Raw genomic sequence first — 16,649 nt, forward strand, 5'->3', positions numbered from 1 at the left:
ACTGCTGAATTACTATCCTAATTTAAAATAATTTTTCAATTACCTTCGCAATTCCATCATGGTCATTATCATCGGTCACTAAATCAGCAATTGCTTTAACATCGGTCGGAGCATTTTCCATTGCTACGCCAATGCCCGATCACTGTAACATCGCCACATCATTATGTTCATTTCCAAACGCTAAAACATTCTTGGTTGTTAATTGATATTTTTCACAAATCTTGGCAATTCCCGTTGCTTTATTAATTTGGCGACTAGTAATTTCTAACGACGAGCGATCACCACGAATTTCTTGTGAAATTTCAATCTTTCCTTTTCATTTCGCTACAAAACGATTCACATCAGAAGTATAGCTACTAATATAAATCTTATTAACATTAATATCAAAATTAGTAGAATATAGACAAGCCGTTACTTCATCTTTAGCTTCAGCAAAAGTTGCTAAATAATTTTTGGTTATTTTATCTTTGAACCCTTTACAATGCAATAACATCTTATTAAACGACGAATGATCAGCATCAAACATAATTAAGGTTTCTAAATCAAAGTTAATAACATCCAAATAAATTTCTCGTAATAATTGTTGATTCAAAAAATCACAAAATAAAAGTTCTTTTGTTGCATTATTTGTTACAACTGAACCATTTAAACTAACTGTAAAATCATTATCATCAATTAATCCTAATTTTTCTGCAATATCTTTACTTTGATATAATGGTCGGCCAGTAGCAATTACTAACTTAATATCTTTGCTAATCAATTCTTTTAAAATCCGCAAAGTACGCGGAGACATTTCACCAGTTGAATTCAAAGCTGTTCCGTCCAAATCAACAGCAATTAATTTAATATCTGTCATAATCACTTTTCTCCTATATAACATAATTTTAATCTATTTTATCAAGAGTTTTCTTTAATTTTTACTTTAATTTTGTCGAAAACTCTTGATATTTATAAAATATATCTAAAATTAGGTATATTTTTAATATAAAGAGAGGTAAATAATTGATGGAAAAAACACTTGCAGAATTAATAAATAGTTTAACAAATGATCAATTTTTAGAATTTTATGAAAAAGTTAAAAAAGAAGCAGAATTAATCAAAAAACAAAAACGCTTAAATGAAATTGATCAAAAATTTAGAGATAAAGGTATTAAATACCCTAATTGCAAATCTTATCATTGTGTTAAAAATGGCCATAATCCCGAAGGAAAATAAAAATATTTATGCAAAAAATGTCGGGCTAGTTTTGATGCTTTTCGTCATCATTTTACTTATTGAAGTCATTTAAATTATGAACAATGAAATTTATTAATTCAAATTTCATTGTTAGGACAATCTAGTAAAGTAATTTTCCGTTTTATTAAAACAACACCCAAAACAGCTTGATATAATCGTCAAAAATTAATGCAATCAAAACAATTAGAAAATACTCAATTAAAATTTAAAAAATTAAATGGCCAAATAAAAGTGATGAAACATTTATTAAAGAAATCCATAAAGGTAATTTTAAATATAAATTTGATAAACGAAAAACTCATCTTGATCCATTTTCCACTAACACTAAATGTTGTATTCAAATGGCGGTTGATACTAATAATAATATTTACTAATACCAAACGATTACAAAAACAGTGAATTATTGAAAATATGAATACAAAATTAATTAACAAAAATTCCATTATTATTTCTGATATGCAACCATTATATTTATTAGTAGCAAAACAAACAAGTTCTACTTTATATGCCACTAAAACTAGGACAAATCCTGATGCCAGTTATCGAAAATTAAATAAAATTAGTAAATTACAAGCAAGTCTTAAAGAAGCCTTGGTTCATTATCATGGTTTAGGTTTTACTAACATTCAAAATTATTTAAATCTCTGAAAATGAAAATACTAACACAAAGGTTTAACACCAAACCAACAAGCAACGGTATTATATTTTAACATCTAAAAAAGTTAAAGAACAATAATAATCTTCCACCAAATTCGTTTTCAAATTGTCATATTGATGATTTTTTTTATTTTATCAAGAGTTTTCGACAAAATTAAAACACTAATGCCAAAACTTTTGCCAAGATGAAAATAAGTGCGGTATTCTCTTCAATATGATAAAGTCATTAATAAACGATTTTCTAATGATAATTTATTAGCTTTTCCGCCTTTTTTAAATTTTTTTAACTCGGTTTCTTTTAAAATATCTAACATTTTATTAAAAGTATTTTTTTTATTCCTGTTAATCGTAATAATTCTTTATCATTAAGAAATTTAAAGTTATCCTTTTTCATAGTTTTATACCTTCCTAATTTATATTTTTTATTTTTGCCAAATTGTAAAGTTAAGTGCAACTAAATTATTTTTCTAACCAAATATTCGATTGGCGAAAGATAATTTAGTATTTTTCTTGGTCTTTGGTTTAAAGACAATATAAATTTATGAACTGCATTTTTAGTAGTATTTGAAAAATTAAATTTTTTAGGAAATTTTTCTCTAATTAAACCATTAGTATTTTCATTAGTACCTCTTTGTCAGGGTGAATATGCATTAGCAAAATAAATTTTCACATTTAAATTTTTTTCAAGTTGTTGTCAATTAGCAAATTCTTTACCACGATCAAATGTTATAGTCTTAACAAGATTATTTGGAAGAATTGATAAATAATGGCTAATATTTTCGTTAATAACTTTAGTAGTTCTATTTTCAACTAATATTGCTAAAGTAAATCTTGATGTTCTTTCAACTAAAGTTATTAAACATGATTTACTTTTACCTCGTGATGATACTACGGTATCACCTTCTCAATGACCAAGAGTTACGCGATTATTAACATTAGCATTTCGTTCTTTAATTGATTTACCATTAAATTTACCCCGATTTTCTTGATATTTTCGTTTCTTACCTTTTCTTCTTAAATTTTTATTAGTAACTTTTTCAAGTAATCCAGAATAAATTCAATTGTAAATTGTTTTAAAACTAATAATTCATTCTTTATGAAAATTTTTAATTCTGCCATAAATTTGTTCGGGTGATCAACCTAATAATAATTTTTGTTGTACATATTTTACTAATTCTCTATTTTTAAACTTATGAAAATAAATATGTGATTGTTTTCTATTTTATGCTTTATTTTGTGCAATTAATGAAAAATAATGATTATTATCTTTATTTCTATTAACTTCTCGAATAATAGTACTAATACTTCGATTAAGATTTTTAGCTATTTCACTAATTTTTATTTTAAACTTCAATTGATTCTCAATATAAATTCTTTCATCTATGCCAAGATGTTTATATCCCATATAAAAAATCCTTGCTTTATTTTTTCTAAAATAAACTTAGCATCATAAAATTTTTATATGAGATTTTTTGCAATTTTATTTACTTGCACTTACAAGTATAATTCAGCAAATAAAAATATAATTAAATATCCTGATTTAGTAAATCGTAATTTTAATGATATTTTTATTTCTATTTTGTTTTATCAATATTTTTCTACGCATACGCTTTACATATTCAGCTTGAATATTATTTTCTTTCATAATTCGTAATACTTTCTTAGCATTATAAACAATGCCATAATCTTCTTTTAAATATTTGGTAATTCGACGATAACCAAATTGTTTTAAATTTTCTTCATAGACTTTTACAATATTCTTTAATGGTTCACTATCCTTACCATTACTTGAATAATTTTTATATTTATCTCAATAACTACGCTTTAAATCTGTTATATCAAGTAATAAATTTAGTGGATATTTATTAAGGTTTTCTTTGATAAAAAATACAATTTTTCTCTTATTTAATTGTAAAAGTCATGAAGCTTTTTTAGTAATTCATACCTAACTTTGTAATAGTTTAAATCTCTTTTTTCAAATGATTCTTTTGGACCTTTATTGGTGTTTAAAATTCTTTTCTTAAAATTTTCATACCATGAAGCAACAGTTTTTTTATTAATTGCATATTTTTTTGCAATAAAACTTATACTATTATTTTTAACTTCTTGTCCTATCCTTTTTCGAAAATCTGCTGTATATTTATTAAATTTTTGTCCTTTTCTTGCCATATAAAAATGCACCTCCTTTAAAAGTTTAGCAAAGACTTTTTTTCTTTACTTACTTTTTTGGGTGCAGTCTAAAATGTTTAGATAACAAAATTATAATTTCAATGGGTAAAAATTATCATTGTGCAGACAACATTATTATTGAAAGTTTTCATTCATTACTTAAAAAAGGAACAATCCATAATAAAAATTATAAATCTCATAATGAATATATTAATGATGTTAAAAAATGAAATAAATGATATTCAAATCAAAAAGAAAAAGATATAATGAATAAAAGTTTGTAAACCTTTTTATTAATACTTACTAAACGGGGTGCAGTCTATTCCTTTTGCTATTTCACTATAAGATTTATTGTTAATTGAATATTCATTAACAATTTTTTCTTTAAATTCAAAAGAATGATCTTTAGACCCTTTTATTTTACCTTTAGCCATATAAAAATGTTTCTCCTAACTTTATATATTAATAATAATCTAGAAAAATTTTTATTTATATATCTCAGTTAAAAGAAACATTTCAAAAATAGGGTTTTATCCCTATTTTTTATTCATCCTTAACTTTTATATTTCCTTTATCATCTAAAACTAAATCGGGTTTTTGTGTATATAAATTTCAACGATAAACTGATTTAAAATGAGTTCCATCATCTTTATAATTAAAACCGAAAGGCGTACATCAGCTACTGTATTCTCTTTCTGCAATAGTTTGTAAATCATGACTCACTCTATGAAGTTTTGCATTATTATATGATGTATCTATTAGAGTATTATCTTTGGCTAAGCCAACATCTTTATATTTTTTTAATGTTCATTTATCTGATTTTAAACCTTTTCATACAATAAAATAATATTTATTATTTCCAATTTCATTAAATGGTTTTTCTTTTGGTGCTATTCATTCTAAATTGTCTTTGATTTCTTGATTTGTTGTATCTATTTTATTCTTTTCTTTTAATTCTGCTAATTCTTCGGATGTATATTCTTGTGTTTTATCACAAGCAACCAAGCTTGTTGTAATTGTTCCAATTAAAGTGATTGTTCCTAAAAAACTTAATATTTTTTTCATATATACTCTTATTAATTAAAAAATAGAAATAAATCAGTTATTTATTTCTATAAATATTATTAAAAAAGATCCAAAAAGCACATAGCAGAAACTAAACCTAAAATTGCACTCATAGCAGCAAAAAAAGGATTAAAAATTCCACCTATACCAAAACCTGCAGCAACAACACCAGTAGACGGTCCACAATTTTGTATTTCTCGCTTATTTCTTTTATTTCATTTTTGTTGTAATAATTGATCAACCTTATTTAAATTTACTGATATACCTAATTTATTATTTAAGTTATTTATTTTATTATGCACTCACTGTCTTTCATTATTATGAGCTTGTGAACTATTATTGTTATTTCATCATTGTTGACTACGTTCTTGAGCTATTTGATTTGCTCATTGTGTTAATCCTTGTTGTCATTTATTTTTTGAATTATTAAATAATCGTTGAGCTTCTAAAAAACGTTGTTCAGCTTTACTAAAAGCTTTGTGATTTTGATTTCTTTGAAAATTTTCACCCGCTCTTTGATATGCTAACTCAGCATTGCGTCATTCTTGTGCAATTTGAATTCATTGAACTTCGCCTCATCTTTTATTGCGTTTTAATATTGTTTCTTCTGATTGATATGGTGCAGCGGCAATTACAGTAGGTATAGCACTACTTGTAATAGTAAATGCTCCTAAAATACTTATTAATTTTTTCATATTTATTTAATCTTCTTTCTTTAATTAATATAAATACTATTATTTTGATTTTCACTATCTCAATATCCAATAGTATTTGTTTTAATAATAATTTATTGTTCTTGTTTTAAATTTTTTCAAATTTCATGAAATTGAGAAAAATGTTCTCAAATGAAATTTGCCATTATTTTTATATCTTCTTTACTTATATAACCGCCAGAACCACTATGATCTGATTTTGGTAAATTAGATATTAATACCATAGTTTGATTTAAAAAATATGCTTTGCTATCTGGTTCAAATTGATAAATAATTTTAAAAGCAGCATCTGATGATAATTTTAATTTTAATTCATCATGCTATAAAAATTTATATCATTTTTTCATTTTTAAAATACGTTACTACTTTTTTGTTCTTCTTTTTTATAAGAACTGACAGCAACTGTTGTTGGTACAGCAGTTCCACCAATAGTTAATACACTTAATAAACTGAATAATTTTTTCATACTTGTTTTTCTCCTTTTCTTAATCTTGAAAATTTTATCAATATCTATTGACATTATATATATATATATATATATATATAATGTCAATAGATATCTTTAATTTTGTCGAAAACTCTTGATATTTATAAAATATACCTAAAATTAGGTATATTTTATAAATATCAAGAGTTTTCGACAAAATTAAAGAAAGTAAGTATTTTTTTAATCAATAACAAATGGTAATAACGCCATTTGACGAGCTCTTTTAATTGCTGTTGCTAACATTCTTTGATTTTTAGCTGTTGTTCCTGTAAGTCGTTTTGGTAAAATTTGACCATTACCAGAAATGAATTTTTTTAATAACTCAATATCTTTATAGTCAATATATTTTATTTTATTTTTAGTAAAATAACATTGTTTTTTAAAACGTTTAAATTTTGGATTCATTCTTGTTTTCCTTTCCTTTTAATCTCATAAAATTGCATCATCACCATCAAAACTAATACTATTATTATTACTATCATCTTGTGGTTGCAATTGTTGATCAAAAGTTGTGCTATTAAAATCATTAGTATTTGGCATTGGCGCTCCCTCACCGTCAGTACCAATTGTAGTTCCTCTTGAATCTAAGAATGAAACAATATCAGTGATTACTTGCACAATTGTTATCATTTGGCCACTAGTATTATCCGTTCTAGTTTGCAAACGTCCATCCAAAGCGATTAATGATCCTTTTTTTAAATAACGGGACATATTTTCAGCTGTTTTATTCCAAGCAAAGCATGGAATAAATGAGGTTTGATTGTTAAAATTATTATTTACTGCTAATGTAAAAGCAACAAATGGTTTATTATTAACAGAATTTTTTAATTCTAAATCACGTGTTAGCCTTCCTACTAATGAAACTCGATTCAACATAACTTTTGTTCACTCCTCTTATTCTTTTGTTTCAGTTGGTTTATGTGCTTTTGGATCTTCACCCTTTGAACGTTGTTCATGACGTTTGTAATCTGGTCTTTTATTTCCTGGTTTACGATCACTGTCTGGTTTATCATTCTTAACTTCTGTTTTTGCATAAACAGTTGATTGAATATAACCTTTTTCTTTTTCGGTATTAATTACTAAGATTCGTAAAACATCTTGTTCAATATGACTAATTCGAACAAATTCATCAATGTTCTCTGATGTTGTATTAACAATTAATACTTCATAATATCCCTTTTTTTTCTTTTTAATAGGATATGATAAGTCCTTAATTCCTCATTTACCGTGTTCTTCAATTTTTCCTCCATTAGCTTCTAAAATTTGATGTAATTTATTTTCTAACTCATCTAAATTAGTTGCTTCAGAATTTAATATATACATAACTTCATATTTACGCACTTTATTTTTTCCTTCTTTTGGTCTAGGTCCTATGCGGACAAGGAGCTAATAATTATTAGACTTCTTGCGGTATCTTATTATTTATGCTTAAAAAGCAATTAAAATTTTTAAAAATACTTATTTTAAAGTTTAATTTAATTTTTTTTATTTGTAATTTTTTTATTTTTGTTAGTATCGCAAGAAGCCTATTCATTCAAGCATTATTAACTCGCCATTAATTATACCGTATATTAACGATAATTGTAAGAGTTATTTCACTAATTTTAATAATTTTAAATCATCCGGATAAGTTATTTTAATGTTTTGTTTTTCACCATAAATTGTATGAATTTTTGTTTTTGGTGAAAATAACTCAACCAAATAACTGTCATCATAAATTGTTATCGTATTTTTCGTTTGAAAATACTCGTGATAAACGACAGATAATAACTGGGTTTTAAAAATTTGTGGTGTTTGAATTATAAAATATTCTTCTCGTGGTAATGTTTTTTCAACCAAATTATTTTTAACTTTTTTAAACGTTTCAGTAATTGGAACTATTGGAATTAGAACTTCATAATTTTCGTGATTAAAAGTTTGATTTAACTTATTGATAAAAGCTAAACTAGTAAAACAGCGAACGCCATCATGAATCATTATTGTATCATTAGTAATTTTATGATTAATTAAACATTGATAAATTGTATCAACCCGTTCCTTACCACCCATCACAAATTGTAATTTTTTTGTTTGGTAATTCTTTTGCAATAAAAAAAACAGAATTTCCTCACTAACTCCCACAATAATTTCAGTACAAAATGGGTCACTTAAAAATAACATTAATGTTTGTTCAATAATCGTTTTATCATGATTAATTTGATATAATAACTTGTTATCCTTTTGATTAAACCGGGATGATCTTCCTGCCGCAACAATAATTACAGTATAATTTTTCATTTTGTATCATGTACGATGAAGCGGCAAAACTAGACTGCACCCTGTTTAGTAAGTATTAATAAAAAGGTTTACAAACTTTCATTTGCAATGTTTCTCCTAACTTTATATATTAATAATAATCTAGAAAAATTTTTATTTATATATCTCAGTTAAAAGAAACATTGCAAAAGGAATTTATACCTCTTATTAATTTAATTCTTATAGTCTTTATAATCGATGCTTTATTTTGACACAACAAAAAATGATTTTATTATTTAAAGTTAATTTTCATTCAACTTCTTGTCTTATTTATAATAACAATTGAAAATTATAGATTGAAGCAATTAAATTAAATCTTAAAGCAAATCTTTTTCTACGATTGCGATATTTTTCAGTAATAATTTTAAATTTTTTAAGGATAGCAAAAACATTTTCAATAACGATTCTCATTTGTGAAATTAGTTTATTATGCTGTTTTTGTTAGTTATTTAAAGGTTTTTGCTTTGTTTTTTTATGCGGAATCAAAACATTCCGATGCATTTTTTGCAAGCCTTGATAACCTGTATCAACTATTACTTTGCTAGCTTTTAAAAGCGGTATTTTTGCTTCTTTAAATAAACAAAAATCATCGGTTTTACCACAAGCAAAATTTGTTGCAATAATAGTTTTGCTTTCTTTTTCGATGATTATTTGTGTTTTGATAGTATGCTTTTTCTTTTTTCCGGAATAGTATTTTTTTTGTCTTTTTTTGGGCGTTGGATTGCTGTTTCGGTTGCATCAATAATAATTGTTTTATCATTAAAATATTTATTTATTAATGTTTTTTGCCCAGCAAGTTGTTGAAAGTCAGGGTGTTTAATTAAAGTGTTTTTAATTCATTTGATATTACGATAACAATTAATCTCACTAATGCCAAAAATTTTGCCAAGATGAAAATAAGTGCGGTATTCTCTTCAATATGATAAAGTCATTAATAAACGATTTTCTAATGATAATTTATTAGCTTTTCCGCCTTTTTTAATTTTTTTAACTCGGCTTCTTTTAAAATATCTAACATTTTATTAAAAGTATTTTTTTTATTCCTTTTAATCGTAATAATTCTTTATCATTAAGAAATTTAAAGTTATCATTTTTCATAGTTTTATACCCGCCTAATTTATATTTTTTATTTTTAATTATATTTTATATAAATATTCTTAATAAGAAAAGCCGGTATCGCAAGAAGTCTAATAATTAAAATTTTGATATTGTTGAATTGAAATTAATTTTTCAATTGTTTTTTTGATACGTTGTGTTATTTCTCCTTTTTTAAATTTGGATTTTAACACAATATTTTTATTTGTTTAACTGTCCCATTTAATTTTAATTTTACAATTCAGGAAAATAAAATCTTATTTAAAGACTTAAATAATATTTTATAACTTAATTACAATTTAAAAAATGGCACCCACGGAGAGATTCGAACTCCCGACCCTACGCTTAGAAGGCGCATGCTCTCTCCTACTGAGCTACGTGGGCATACCATAAGAATAATAACACAAATTAAATTCTATTTTCAAGAAAATAAGTTTGCTTTTTTAAAAATAAATTTCATCAGTAATATTGTAATCATGTAATTCTTCTTTTGTTTTTTTTGTTGATCTTGTAATAACAAATTGGTTTTGAAGATGGATTACTGCCCGATAAATTGCAATAAAAACAACACTATTAAAACTAAATTTCAATAAATTAAAAGGAATAACTACTGGAACTAAAATACTTTTAAATCATTGCACTGTCTCACTTGGAAAATGCAAGAAATGAGCATACATATCATAAATAAATAATAAATTAAATAAAGTCATTAAAAATGACACCACAATTGTTGCGATAGTAACATTAATTGTTGTAATTAAATAATCAATTTTCTTTGAAGCACCATTTTTAATCAAACGATTAATCCCCCCGCGAACAAAGATATCTCCTAATCAAAAAATAAATAAAAAGATTAAATCTGCTAACATTAGAGCAAATGTATCAATTGTACTATCCCCCAAATAAATCATTCGTAATCAACTCACACTAATTGTTAAAAAAGAAGCATAAATAATACCAAACAAACGAACAGCTAATAACATTAAAAAATCAGTTAATTCAATTTTTAAAAATGGCACAACTGGAAAAACTGCTAAATTTAATACTTTACTTAGTCATGACAATAACACATACAAAGCAACAACAATTGCCATTGCTGCAATTCTTTTTGTATTTAAGTATAATAAATTTTTTAATTTTGTTTGCATATTATCACCTTACTTAATTATAAATTATTTTTAAAATATAACAAAGTAAAATTTCTTTAATTTTGTAGAAAACTCTTGATAAAATAAAAATCGGTCGCATGGAAAAAAGAAGGGTTTTGAAAAAACTTAGAAATTGAATAAGAATAATAAACCATTTTAGTAAATGGTTTATTTATTTATAAAACCATAATTATAGATTAATTTAATTGAAACAGAGAAAAGACGGCATCTTATTTATAAAAGCCAAATTGTAAAGTTAAGTGCAACTAAATTATTTTTCTAACCAAATATTCGATTGGCGAAAGATAATTTAGTATTTTTCTTGGTCTTTGGTTTAAAGACAATATAAATTTATGAACTGCATTTTTAGTAGTATTTGAAAAATTAAATTTTTTAGGAAATTTTTATCTAATTAAACCATTAGTATTTTAATTAGTACCTCTTTGTCAGGGTGAATATGCATTAACAAAATAAATTTTCACATTTAAATTTTTTTCAAGTTGTTGTCAATTAGCAAATTCTTTACCACGATCAAATGTTATAGTCTTAACAAGATTATTTGGAATAATTGATAAATAATGGATAATATTTTCGTTAATAACTTTAGTAGTTCTATTTTCAACTAATATTGCTAAAGTAAATCTTGATGTTCTTTCAACTAAAGTTATTAAACATGATTTACTTTTACCTTGTGATGATACTACGGTATCACCTTCTCAATGACCAAGAGTTACGCGATTATTAACATTAGCATTTCGTTCTTTAATTGATTTACCATTAAATTTACCCCGATTTTCTTGATATTTTCGTTTCTTACCTTTTCTTCTTAAATTTTTATTAGTAACTTTTTCAAGTAATCCAGAATAAATTCAATTGTAAATTGTTTTAAAACTAATAATTCATTCTTTATGAAAATTTTTAATTCTGCCATAAATTTGTTCGGGTGATCAACCTAATAATAATTTTTGTTGTACATATTTTACTAATTCTCTATTTTTAAACTTATGAAAATAAATATGTGATTGTTTTCTATTTTCTGCTTTATTTTGTGCAATTAATGAAAAATAATGATTATTATCTTTATTTCTATTAACTTCTCGAATAATAGTACTAATACTTCGATTAAGATTTTTAGCTATTTCACTAATTTTTATTTTAAACTTCAATTGATTCTCAATATAAATTCTTTCATCTATGCCAAGATGTTTATATTCCACATAAAAACTCCTTGCTTTATTTTTTCTAAAATAAACTTAGCATCATAAAATTTTTATATGAGATTTTTTGCAATTTTATTTACTTGCACTTACAAGTATAATTCAGCAAAATAAAAAACTTTATAGCAACTTTTTGATGTCCTCTTTAAGTTGTTTGAACATTTATTAAATATCTTAGAAGTATTTATAAAAAATGTACCTGTTTTTTCTCCTAATTTAAGGTGTTGTCTTTTCTCTGTTCCATTTATATTAATTTCTATTGGCACACTTAATTATTTATTAAAAAATTAATATTTAATATACGATCTTTGAAAACTTAATAGTATTTTTCAGTGTGCCAATTTTTACTATTTTTCATATTTTAAATGTGCCAAAATTTATTTTTACTATATATTTAATATATTTATTTAAAAGACAGAGAGATAAAGAGATAAAAAATAAAATATTAATATTTCTCTCACTCTCTCTCATAAATAATTAGTTAATAACAAAATTAATATATTTGTTAATAAATAAATTAGAGTAAAAGTAAGTAAAAAAGTATTAATAATATATTTATTTCAATCTCTATCATAAACAAACAATATAAATATATTAAATTAAACAAACAATATAAATATATTAAATTAAACAAACAATATAAATATATTAAATTAAACAAACAATATAAATATATTAAATTAAACAAACAATATAAATATATTAAATTAAACAAACAATATAAATATATTAAATTAAACAAACAATATAAATATATTAAATTAAACAAACAATATAAATATATTAAATTAAACAAACAATATAAATATATTAAATTAAATATTTTTGATAAACATATCTTAAAATTATATATAAAAAATAATGTTAAAAAAATAATGCACAGTTTTAGATAACTGAGAATTTTAATTAAAAAATGCTTTCATTTCATAATGAAGTGGTAGCATTTTTTAATTAAAATTCTCAGTTATCTAAAACTGTGCATTATTTTTCATAAAGTGTGTCATTTGAATTTACAATATACAAAAAATAAAAAACATCTCAAATGAGATGTTTTTTATACTAAACGGTTGTATCATTCAACAATTAAAGCTTCATTAATATTACTATTTAGTTCTTCACGAAGAGGGGAACGAACATATGTTCCAGTCATTTTAGTTTTATCAAATTTAACAAATTCTAATGTGCTAACTTGACTATCTAAACTTTCTAAAATTTTAACATTTTTTTGTGAACTTTCTTTAACACTAATAACATCACCTGGTTTACAATTGTATGATGGAATATCAACTTTTTTACAATTAACAAGAATATGAGCATGGTTAACTAATTGACGAGCTCCGGCTCTTGTTTGCGATAGACCCATACGGTGAACAATGTTATCTAAGCGTGATTCTAACATAATTAAGAAGTTTGTTCCGGTAATTCCTTTCATTTTTTTTGATTTACTGTAAGTATTACGGAATTGACGTTCTGTTAATCCATACATATAACAAACTTTTTGTTTTTCATGTAATTGAAACCCATAGTTTGATAATTTTGTACGACGTTGTCCATGTTGACCAGGAGCCGTTGTTCTTTTCTTCCCTTTTGAAAACTCTTTGTCGTTTTCTAAGATACTAAAACCGTATCTTCTTGCTTTTTTAAATATACTTCCACGATAACGTGCCATTAAAAAAACCTCCTATATATCATTATGACATACAAAAAGATTCATTGAATTGCTCTAATAAAGGAAGTTTTTTGATTCATCCTAACAGCTAGGGTTACTTTAACATTAAATAGTAATTAATAAAAAACTAAGAACATTACTATGCAATTCTGCTGCTTCTCTGTGTTGTCTACGAATTATTGTATAATAAAATCCAAGATAATTCAATATTTTCTTTAATTTTGTAGAAAACTCTTGATATGGCATCGTGTACGATGAACCTCCAAAAAACAACTCTTGTTAAATAAAAAGGGTTGTTTTTTTTATTTGTAAACCCATAATTATTAATTAATTCAGAGAAAGGGCAGCATCTTAAATTCTTAAAATAGAAACTTTTTATCACAACTTTAAGTTAACGAAAAAAGTTGTATTACACATTTATTAAATATCTTAGAAATCTTTACAAAGTGTACCTGTTTTTTTATCCTAATTTAAGGTGTTGTCCTTTCTCTGTTTTAGTTAATTAATTTGGCTAATAAATAAAAAAACTTAATATCAAAGAAAGGATTAAGTAATGGAAATTAATACGCAACAAACAATATGTGATGTTGATAATTGCTATAAATCAATATCATTCATTACCGAAGAATTTTTATCAAATAAAGTTTTATGAACTTGTGATAAACACAAAGATTTATTAAATCGTACAAAAGATAAGAAACAAAAGCGATTTTATCAAAAAATAGAAAATTCAAAAATTATCTTTGATTGAGAAACTGGTTATTTTAAACTTTGATTTTATAAAACAACTTAATGCAGTGTGGGACGGTTATTTTAAATAACTAAGTGCTTCCATAAGAACATGAGTTTAATCTCATTCCCACAGCCAGCCGAGGCAAGTACTGAAATAGTGTATGAGGAAATATGTAAATCGGCGCTGGTTTATTAGAACTAAGCGATAGTCGTGATAAGTGCAAGATCAACATCAAACGACAATAAAGATAGAGATGGCCACTTTATAAATAAATTTGCGATAGATATTGTCCCATCGAGGATGGCAGCGGTTTAAAAACCACAAAGCCAGCACTTGGCTCTTCAAGGTGCAAGTGAATTTATTTTAAAAACTGAACGTTTTGACTTGAAATAGTGCGGATGAAGAGAGAGAATTCTCTGGCGTAAACAATAAAAAACAACTGTCTATTATCTAATAATGCCAAATTGTAAAGTTAAGTGCAACTAAATTATCTTTCGCCAATCGAATATTTGGTTAGAAAAATAATTTAGTTGCACTTAACTTTACAATTTGGCTAATAAATAAGTAAAATGATTAAGCATTATTTTCAGTTTCTTTTTTAATATCTCTAATATCCGTTTGTAAATTAACAATTATTGGTTGTTGATTATTTAAGTTTAATTCTTTTTCAAGTTCTTTTTCTTGTAGTGAATATTTATAATTAAATGCACGCTGTCAATATAACCTAGTACCTTCTGACGTTTTAACCATTTGTTTAATAAGTTCACTTTCTATTTTATCAACTTGTTTTTCAAGTAAAGCAACTATTTTATCGCTCCGATAAATTTCTTGTCTTCAATGGCGAGAAAGATTTAATTTATTGGTTAAATCATTCAAAGTATAGGGGATATTAGTTGATTTATCACGTCAAAACTGCTCTATTTTACGATAAAATGTTCGTAAACTTGCTGTTTTTGGATTAAATTCTTTCATTTTTACACGCTACCCCCAAAAAACTCGCTTCGCTCATTTTTTCTTCGCAAAACAAAGTTATTTCACTTTAAACGGATAAATATAAAAAGGCACGACATAAAAAATAGACTGTAGACTGAGACTGCACTAGACTGCACCCAAAACAGCTTGATATAATCGTCAAAAATTAATGCAATCAAAACAGGTAGCGTGTAAAATGTTGGGGAAAAGTTTTAAGCATTAAGTTCTAATAATAATTATAAACTATTTTCTTTAAAAGAGTTTTAGTATTTGATAATGTATAAGCGGTGAATATTGGTAAGTTATATTGTTTAACTTCTGGATTATTCATCTTTTTAAATATTCATCTTCAAGTAATTTGTTCATTTTTTACTTGAAGATTTTTAATTTCTGTTAGTTCTTGAAAGGGATTAATCCCATTAGCTGTCAATTGTTTTAATAACATTACTTTGTAAATCGTTTTTTCATTAAATATTTTTGGTTTTGAACGAAACATTACTTTAATAATTCGAGCAATATAACTTTCAATGCGACAACCAATATTTTCTTGATATTCTCATTTTTGAATTGCTCCATAGTATGTTCTTAAATAATTAGATATTTCTTGTAACTTTCCTTTCGCTTCTTCGGTTTTAACAAGCTGATAAGCTCATTCAAGGTATTTTGTAACCTTGTTTCAGTTTAATTTTAGAATTGCTTTTCTAATTTTATTAAATAAATAACGTTTATAATATCGTGGACCACGGAGACAATCTTTAATTTTTTTAATAACATGGAAACGATCAATGATAAATTCAACATTGATGTGTTTTTCAACCGTTGAAATATATTGTGCACCATCACCAAGCACAATAATTTTAGCTGTCTCGGGTGATTAATAATTTAAGTTAATAAATTCTTTAATTCCTTGTCAGTATTTTTTAGAGTTAATTTTTTTAACTTCATTAGTCATTGTTACTAGAAATTTGACATTATGCATTGTTTTTCGTATTGTTTTAGGATCTTTATAACCAGTATGAAAGACGGTTAAACGGATTCTTTTCTTAATTTTTAATCGTTTTTTGATTTGATAACTAATGGCATTGCGATATGCTTCATCGGTTTCAATATAAATAACCCCATCATGTTTTAGTTTTGTATCTGGTTCATATAGCATTAGTTCTAACAAATGTTTAATATCAAACCGTTTAATA

24 protein-coding genes, 1 tRNA gene and 2 pseudogenes are annotated in these 16,649 nt (G+C 24.8%); 4 read left to right on the forward strand and 23 right to left on the reverse strand.

The features are described 5' to 3' along the window. Nucleotides 1–22: 22 nt before the first annotated feature. Nucleotides 23–856 (reverse strand): Cof-type HAD-IIB family hydrolase, encoded by an 834-nt coding sequence (locus tag ACQH23_RS08615; protein ID WP_425378020.1) that lies wholly within the window; start codon nucleotides 854–856, stop codon nucleotides 23–25. 149 nt (nucleotides 857–1,005) lie between these two features. On the opposite strand from ACQH23_RS08615, the gene ACQH23_RS08620 reads away from it, so the two are divergent. Next, nucleotides 1,006–1,215: a hypothetical protein gene (locus tag ACQH23_RS08620; protein ID WP_425378021.1), complete on the forward strand. Its 210-nt coding sequence runs from the start codon at nucleotides 1,006–1,008 to the stop codon at nucleotides 1,213–1,215. Nucleotides 1,216–1,584: 369 nt separating this feature from the next. Next, nucleotides 1,585–1,899, forward strand: a complete 315-nt coding sequence (locus tag ACQH23_RS08625) for a hypothetical protein (protein WP_425378022.1) — start codon at nucleotides 1,585–1,587, stop codon at nucleotides 1,897–1,899. 59 nt (nucleotides 1,900–1,958) lie between these two features. On the opposite strand, the gene ACQH23_RS08630 is transcribed toward ACQH23_RS08625, so the two are convergent. The 5 genes and pseudogenes from ACQH23_RS08630 to ACQH23_RS08650 form a co-directional block, all read right to left on the reverse strand. Continuing rightward, nucleotides 1,959–2,207 (reverse strand): helix-turn-helix domain-containing protein, encoded by a 249-nt coding sequence (locus ACQH23_RS08630; protein WP_425378023.1) that lies wholly within the window; start codon nucleotides 2,205–2,207, stop codon nucleotides 1,959–1,961. A gap of 140 nt (nucleotides 2,208–2,347) precedes the next feature. After that, nucleotides 2,348–3,097 carry an IS30 family transposase gene (locus tag ACQH23_RS08635; RefSeq protein WP_425379325.1) on the reverse strand — a complete coding sequence of 250 codons (750 nt, stop codon included), beginning with the start codon at nucleotides 3,095–3,097 and terminating at the stop codon, nucleotides 2,348–2,350. Between the two features lie 18 nt (nucleotides 3,098–3,115). Beyond that, entirely contained in the window at nucleotides 3,116–3,298 is a 183-nt protein-coding gene (locus ACQH23_RS08640; protein ID WP_425377829.1) for a helix-turn-helix domain-containing protein, read from the reverse strand. A 261-nt stretch (nucleotides 3,299–3,559) separates the two neighbouring features. Next, a pseudogene (locus tag ACQH23_RS08645) lies at nucleotides 3,560–3,832 on the reverse strand (hypothetical protein); the annotation flags it as partial. Next, complete coding sequence (locus tag ACQH23_RS08650; protein WP_425378024.1) at nucleotides 3,799–4,062, reverse strand: hypothetical protein; 264 nt, start codon at nucleotides 4,060–4,062, stop codon at nucleotides 3,799–3,801. The gene ACQH23_RS08650 and the pseudogene ACQH23_RS08645, both read right to left, overlap by 34 nt. Nucleotides 4,063–4,163: 101 nt before the next feature. Here ACQH23_RS08650 and ACQH23_RS08655 point away from each other — a divergent pair, with 101 nt between their 5' ends. Beyond that, a complete protein-coding gene (locus ACQH23_RS08655; RefSeq protein ID WP_425378025.1) occupies nucleotides 4,164–4,346 on the forward strand; it encodes a hypothetical protein in 183 nt (60 codons plus the stop codon). Nucleotides 4,347–4,355: 9 nt separating this feature from the next. On the opposite strand, the gene ACQH23_RS08660 is transcribed toward ACQH23_RS08655, so the two are convergent. From ACQH23_RS08660 to ACQH23_RS08725, 14 genes and pseudogenes are all read right to left on the reverse strand, one after another. Beyond that, nucleotides 4,356–4,496: a hypothetical protein gene (locus ACQH23_RS08660; RefSeq protein WP_425378026.1), complete on the reverse strand. Its 141-nt coding sequence runs from the start codon at nucleotides 4,494–4,496 to the stop codon at nucleotides 4,356–4,358. 109 nt (nucleotides 4,497–4,605) lie between these two features. Further along, nucleotides 4,606–5,127, reverse strand: coding sequence for a lipoprotein (locus ACQH23_RS08665; protein ID WP_425378027.1), 522 nt, complete (start codon nucleotides 5,125–5,127; stop codon nucleotides 4,606–4,608). Nucleotides 5,128–5,186: 59 nt separating this feature from the next. Next, nucleotides 5,187–5,822 carry a lipoprotein gene (locus ACQH23_RS08670; RefSeq protein ID WP_425378028.1) on the reverse strand — a complete coding sequence of 212 codons (636 nt, stop codon included), beginning with the start codon at nucleotides 5,820–5,822 and terminating at the stop codon, nucleotides 5,187–5,189. 92 nt (nucleotides 5,823–5,914) lie between these two features. Next, entirely contained in the window at nucleotides 5,915–6,064 is a 150-nt protein-coding gene (locus ACQH23_RS08675) for a hypothetical protein (protein WP_425378029.1), read from the reverse strand. A 443-nt stretch (nucleotides 6,065–6,507) separates the two neighbouring features. Continuing rightward, nucleotides 6,508–6,732 carry a 30S ribosomal protein S18 gene (rpsR, locus tag ACQH23_RS08680; protein WP_425378030.1) on the reverse strand — a complete coding sequence of 75 codons (225 nt, stop codon included), beginning with the start codon at nucleotides 6,730–6,732 and terminating at the stop codon, nucleotides 6,508–6,510. Nucleotides 6,733–6,750: 18 nt separating this feature from the next. Next, nucleotides 6,751–7,203 carry a single-stranded DNA-binding protein gene (locus tag ACQH23_RS08685; RefSeq protein ID WP_425378031.1) on the reverse strand — a complete coding sequence of 151 codons (453 nt, stop codon included), beginning with the start codon at nucleotides 7,201–7,203 and terminating at the stop codon, nucleotides 6,751–6,753. Between the two features lie 18 nt (nucleotides 7,204–7,221). Further along, complete coding sequence (gene rpsF, locus ACQH23_RS08690; RefSeq protein ID WP_425378032.1) at nucleotides 7,222–7,668, reverse strand: 30S ribosomal protein S6; 447 nt, start codon at nucleotides 7,666–7,668, stop codon at nucleotides 7,222–7,224. Nucleotides 7,669–7,917: 249 nt separating this feature from the next. Next, complete coding sequence (locus tag ACQH23_RS08695) at nucleotides 7,918–8,604, reverse strand: IspD/TarI family cytidylyltransferase (protein WP_425378033.1); 687 nt, start codon at nucleotides 8,602–8,604, stop codon at nucleotides 7,918–7,920. Between the two features lie 288 nt (nucleotides 8,605–8,892). Beyond that, nucleotides 8,893–9,720: pseudogene (locus tag ACQH23_RS08700) on the reverse strand (IS5 family transposase). A 304-nt stretch (nucleotides 9,721–10,024) separates the two neighbouring features. Beyond that, nucleotides 10,025–10,101 (reverse strand) — tRNA-Arg (locus tag ACQH23_RS08705). Nucleotides 10,102–10,160: 59 nt separating this feature from the next. Further along, nucleotides 10,161–10,865, reverse strand: a complete 705-nt coding sequence (locus ACQH23_RS08710) for an ECF transporter S component (protein WP_425378034.1) — start codon at nucleotides 10,863–10,865, stop codon at nucleotides 10,161–10,163. A 428-nt stretch (nucleotides 10,866–11,293) separates the two neighbouring features. Continuing rightward, complete coding sequence (locus ACQH23_RS08715) at nucleotides 11,294–12,082, reverse strand: IS30 family transposase (protein WP_425378035.1); 789 nt, start codon at nucleotides 12,080–12,082, stop codon at nucleotides 11,294–11,296. A 1,054-nt stretch (nucleotides 12,083–13,136) separates the two neighbouring features. After that, a complete protein-coding gene (gene rpsD, locus ACQH23_RS08720; protein WP_425378036.1) occupies nucleotides 13,137–13,751 on the reverse strand; it encodes a 30S ribosomal protein S4 in 615 nt (204 codons plus the stop codon). 105 nt (nucleotides 13,752–13,856) lie between these two features. Then, entirely contained in the window at nucleotides 13,857–14,024 is a 168-nt protein-coding gene (locus ACQH23_RS08725) for a hypothetical protein (RefSeq protein ID WP_425378037.1), read from the reverse strand. A gap of 280 nt (nucleotides 14,025–14,304) precedes the next feature. Here ACQH23_RS08725 and ACQH23_RS08730 point away from each other — a divergent pair, with 280 nt between their 5' ends. Further along, a complete protein-coding gene (locus tag ACQH23_RS08730) occupies nucleotides 14,305–14,544 on the forward strand; it encodes a hypothetical protein (protein WP_338955090.1) in 240 nt (79 codons plus the stop codon). A gap of 513 nt (nucleotides 14,545–15,057) precedes the next feature. Here ACQH23_RS08730 and ACQH23_RS08735 read toward each other — a convergent pair. The 3 genes from ACQH23_RS08735 to ACQH23_RS08745 all read right to left on the reverse strand — a co-directional run bounded on the left by ACQH23_RS08735 (nucleotide 15,058) and on the right by ACQH23_RS08745 (nucleotide 16,612). Next, entirely contained in the window at nucleotides 15,058–15,456 is a 399-nt protein-coding gene (locus ACQH23_RS08735) for a hypothetical protein (RefSeq protein WP_425378038.1), read from the reverse strand. A 226-nt stretch (nucleotides 15,457–15,682) separates the two neighbouring features. Next, on the reverse strand, nucleotides 15,683–16,306 hold the full coding sequence (locus tag ACQH23_RS08740; RefSeq protein ID WP_425378039.1) for a UPF0236 family transposase-like protein: 624 nt from the start codon (nucleotides 16,304–16,306) through the stop codon (nucleotides 15,683–15,685). A gap of 24 nt (nucleotides 16,307–16,330) precedes the next feature. Then, nucleotides 16,331–16,612, reverse strand: coding sequence for a hypothetical protein (locus ACQH23_RS08745; protein ID WP_425378040.1), 282 nt, complete (start codon nucleotides 16,610–16,612; stop codon nucleotides 16,331–16,333). Nucleotides 16,613–16,649 lie beyond the last annotated feature (37 nt).

The sequence above is a fragment of the Spiroplasma endosymbiont of Polydrusus pterygomalis genome (assembly GCF_964030635.1).
Lineage (GTDB): Bacteria > Bacillota_I > Bacilli_A > Mycoplasmatales > Mycoplasmataceae > Spiroplasma.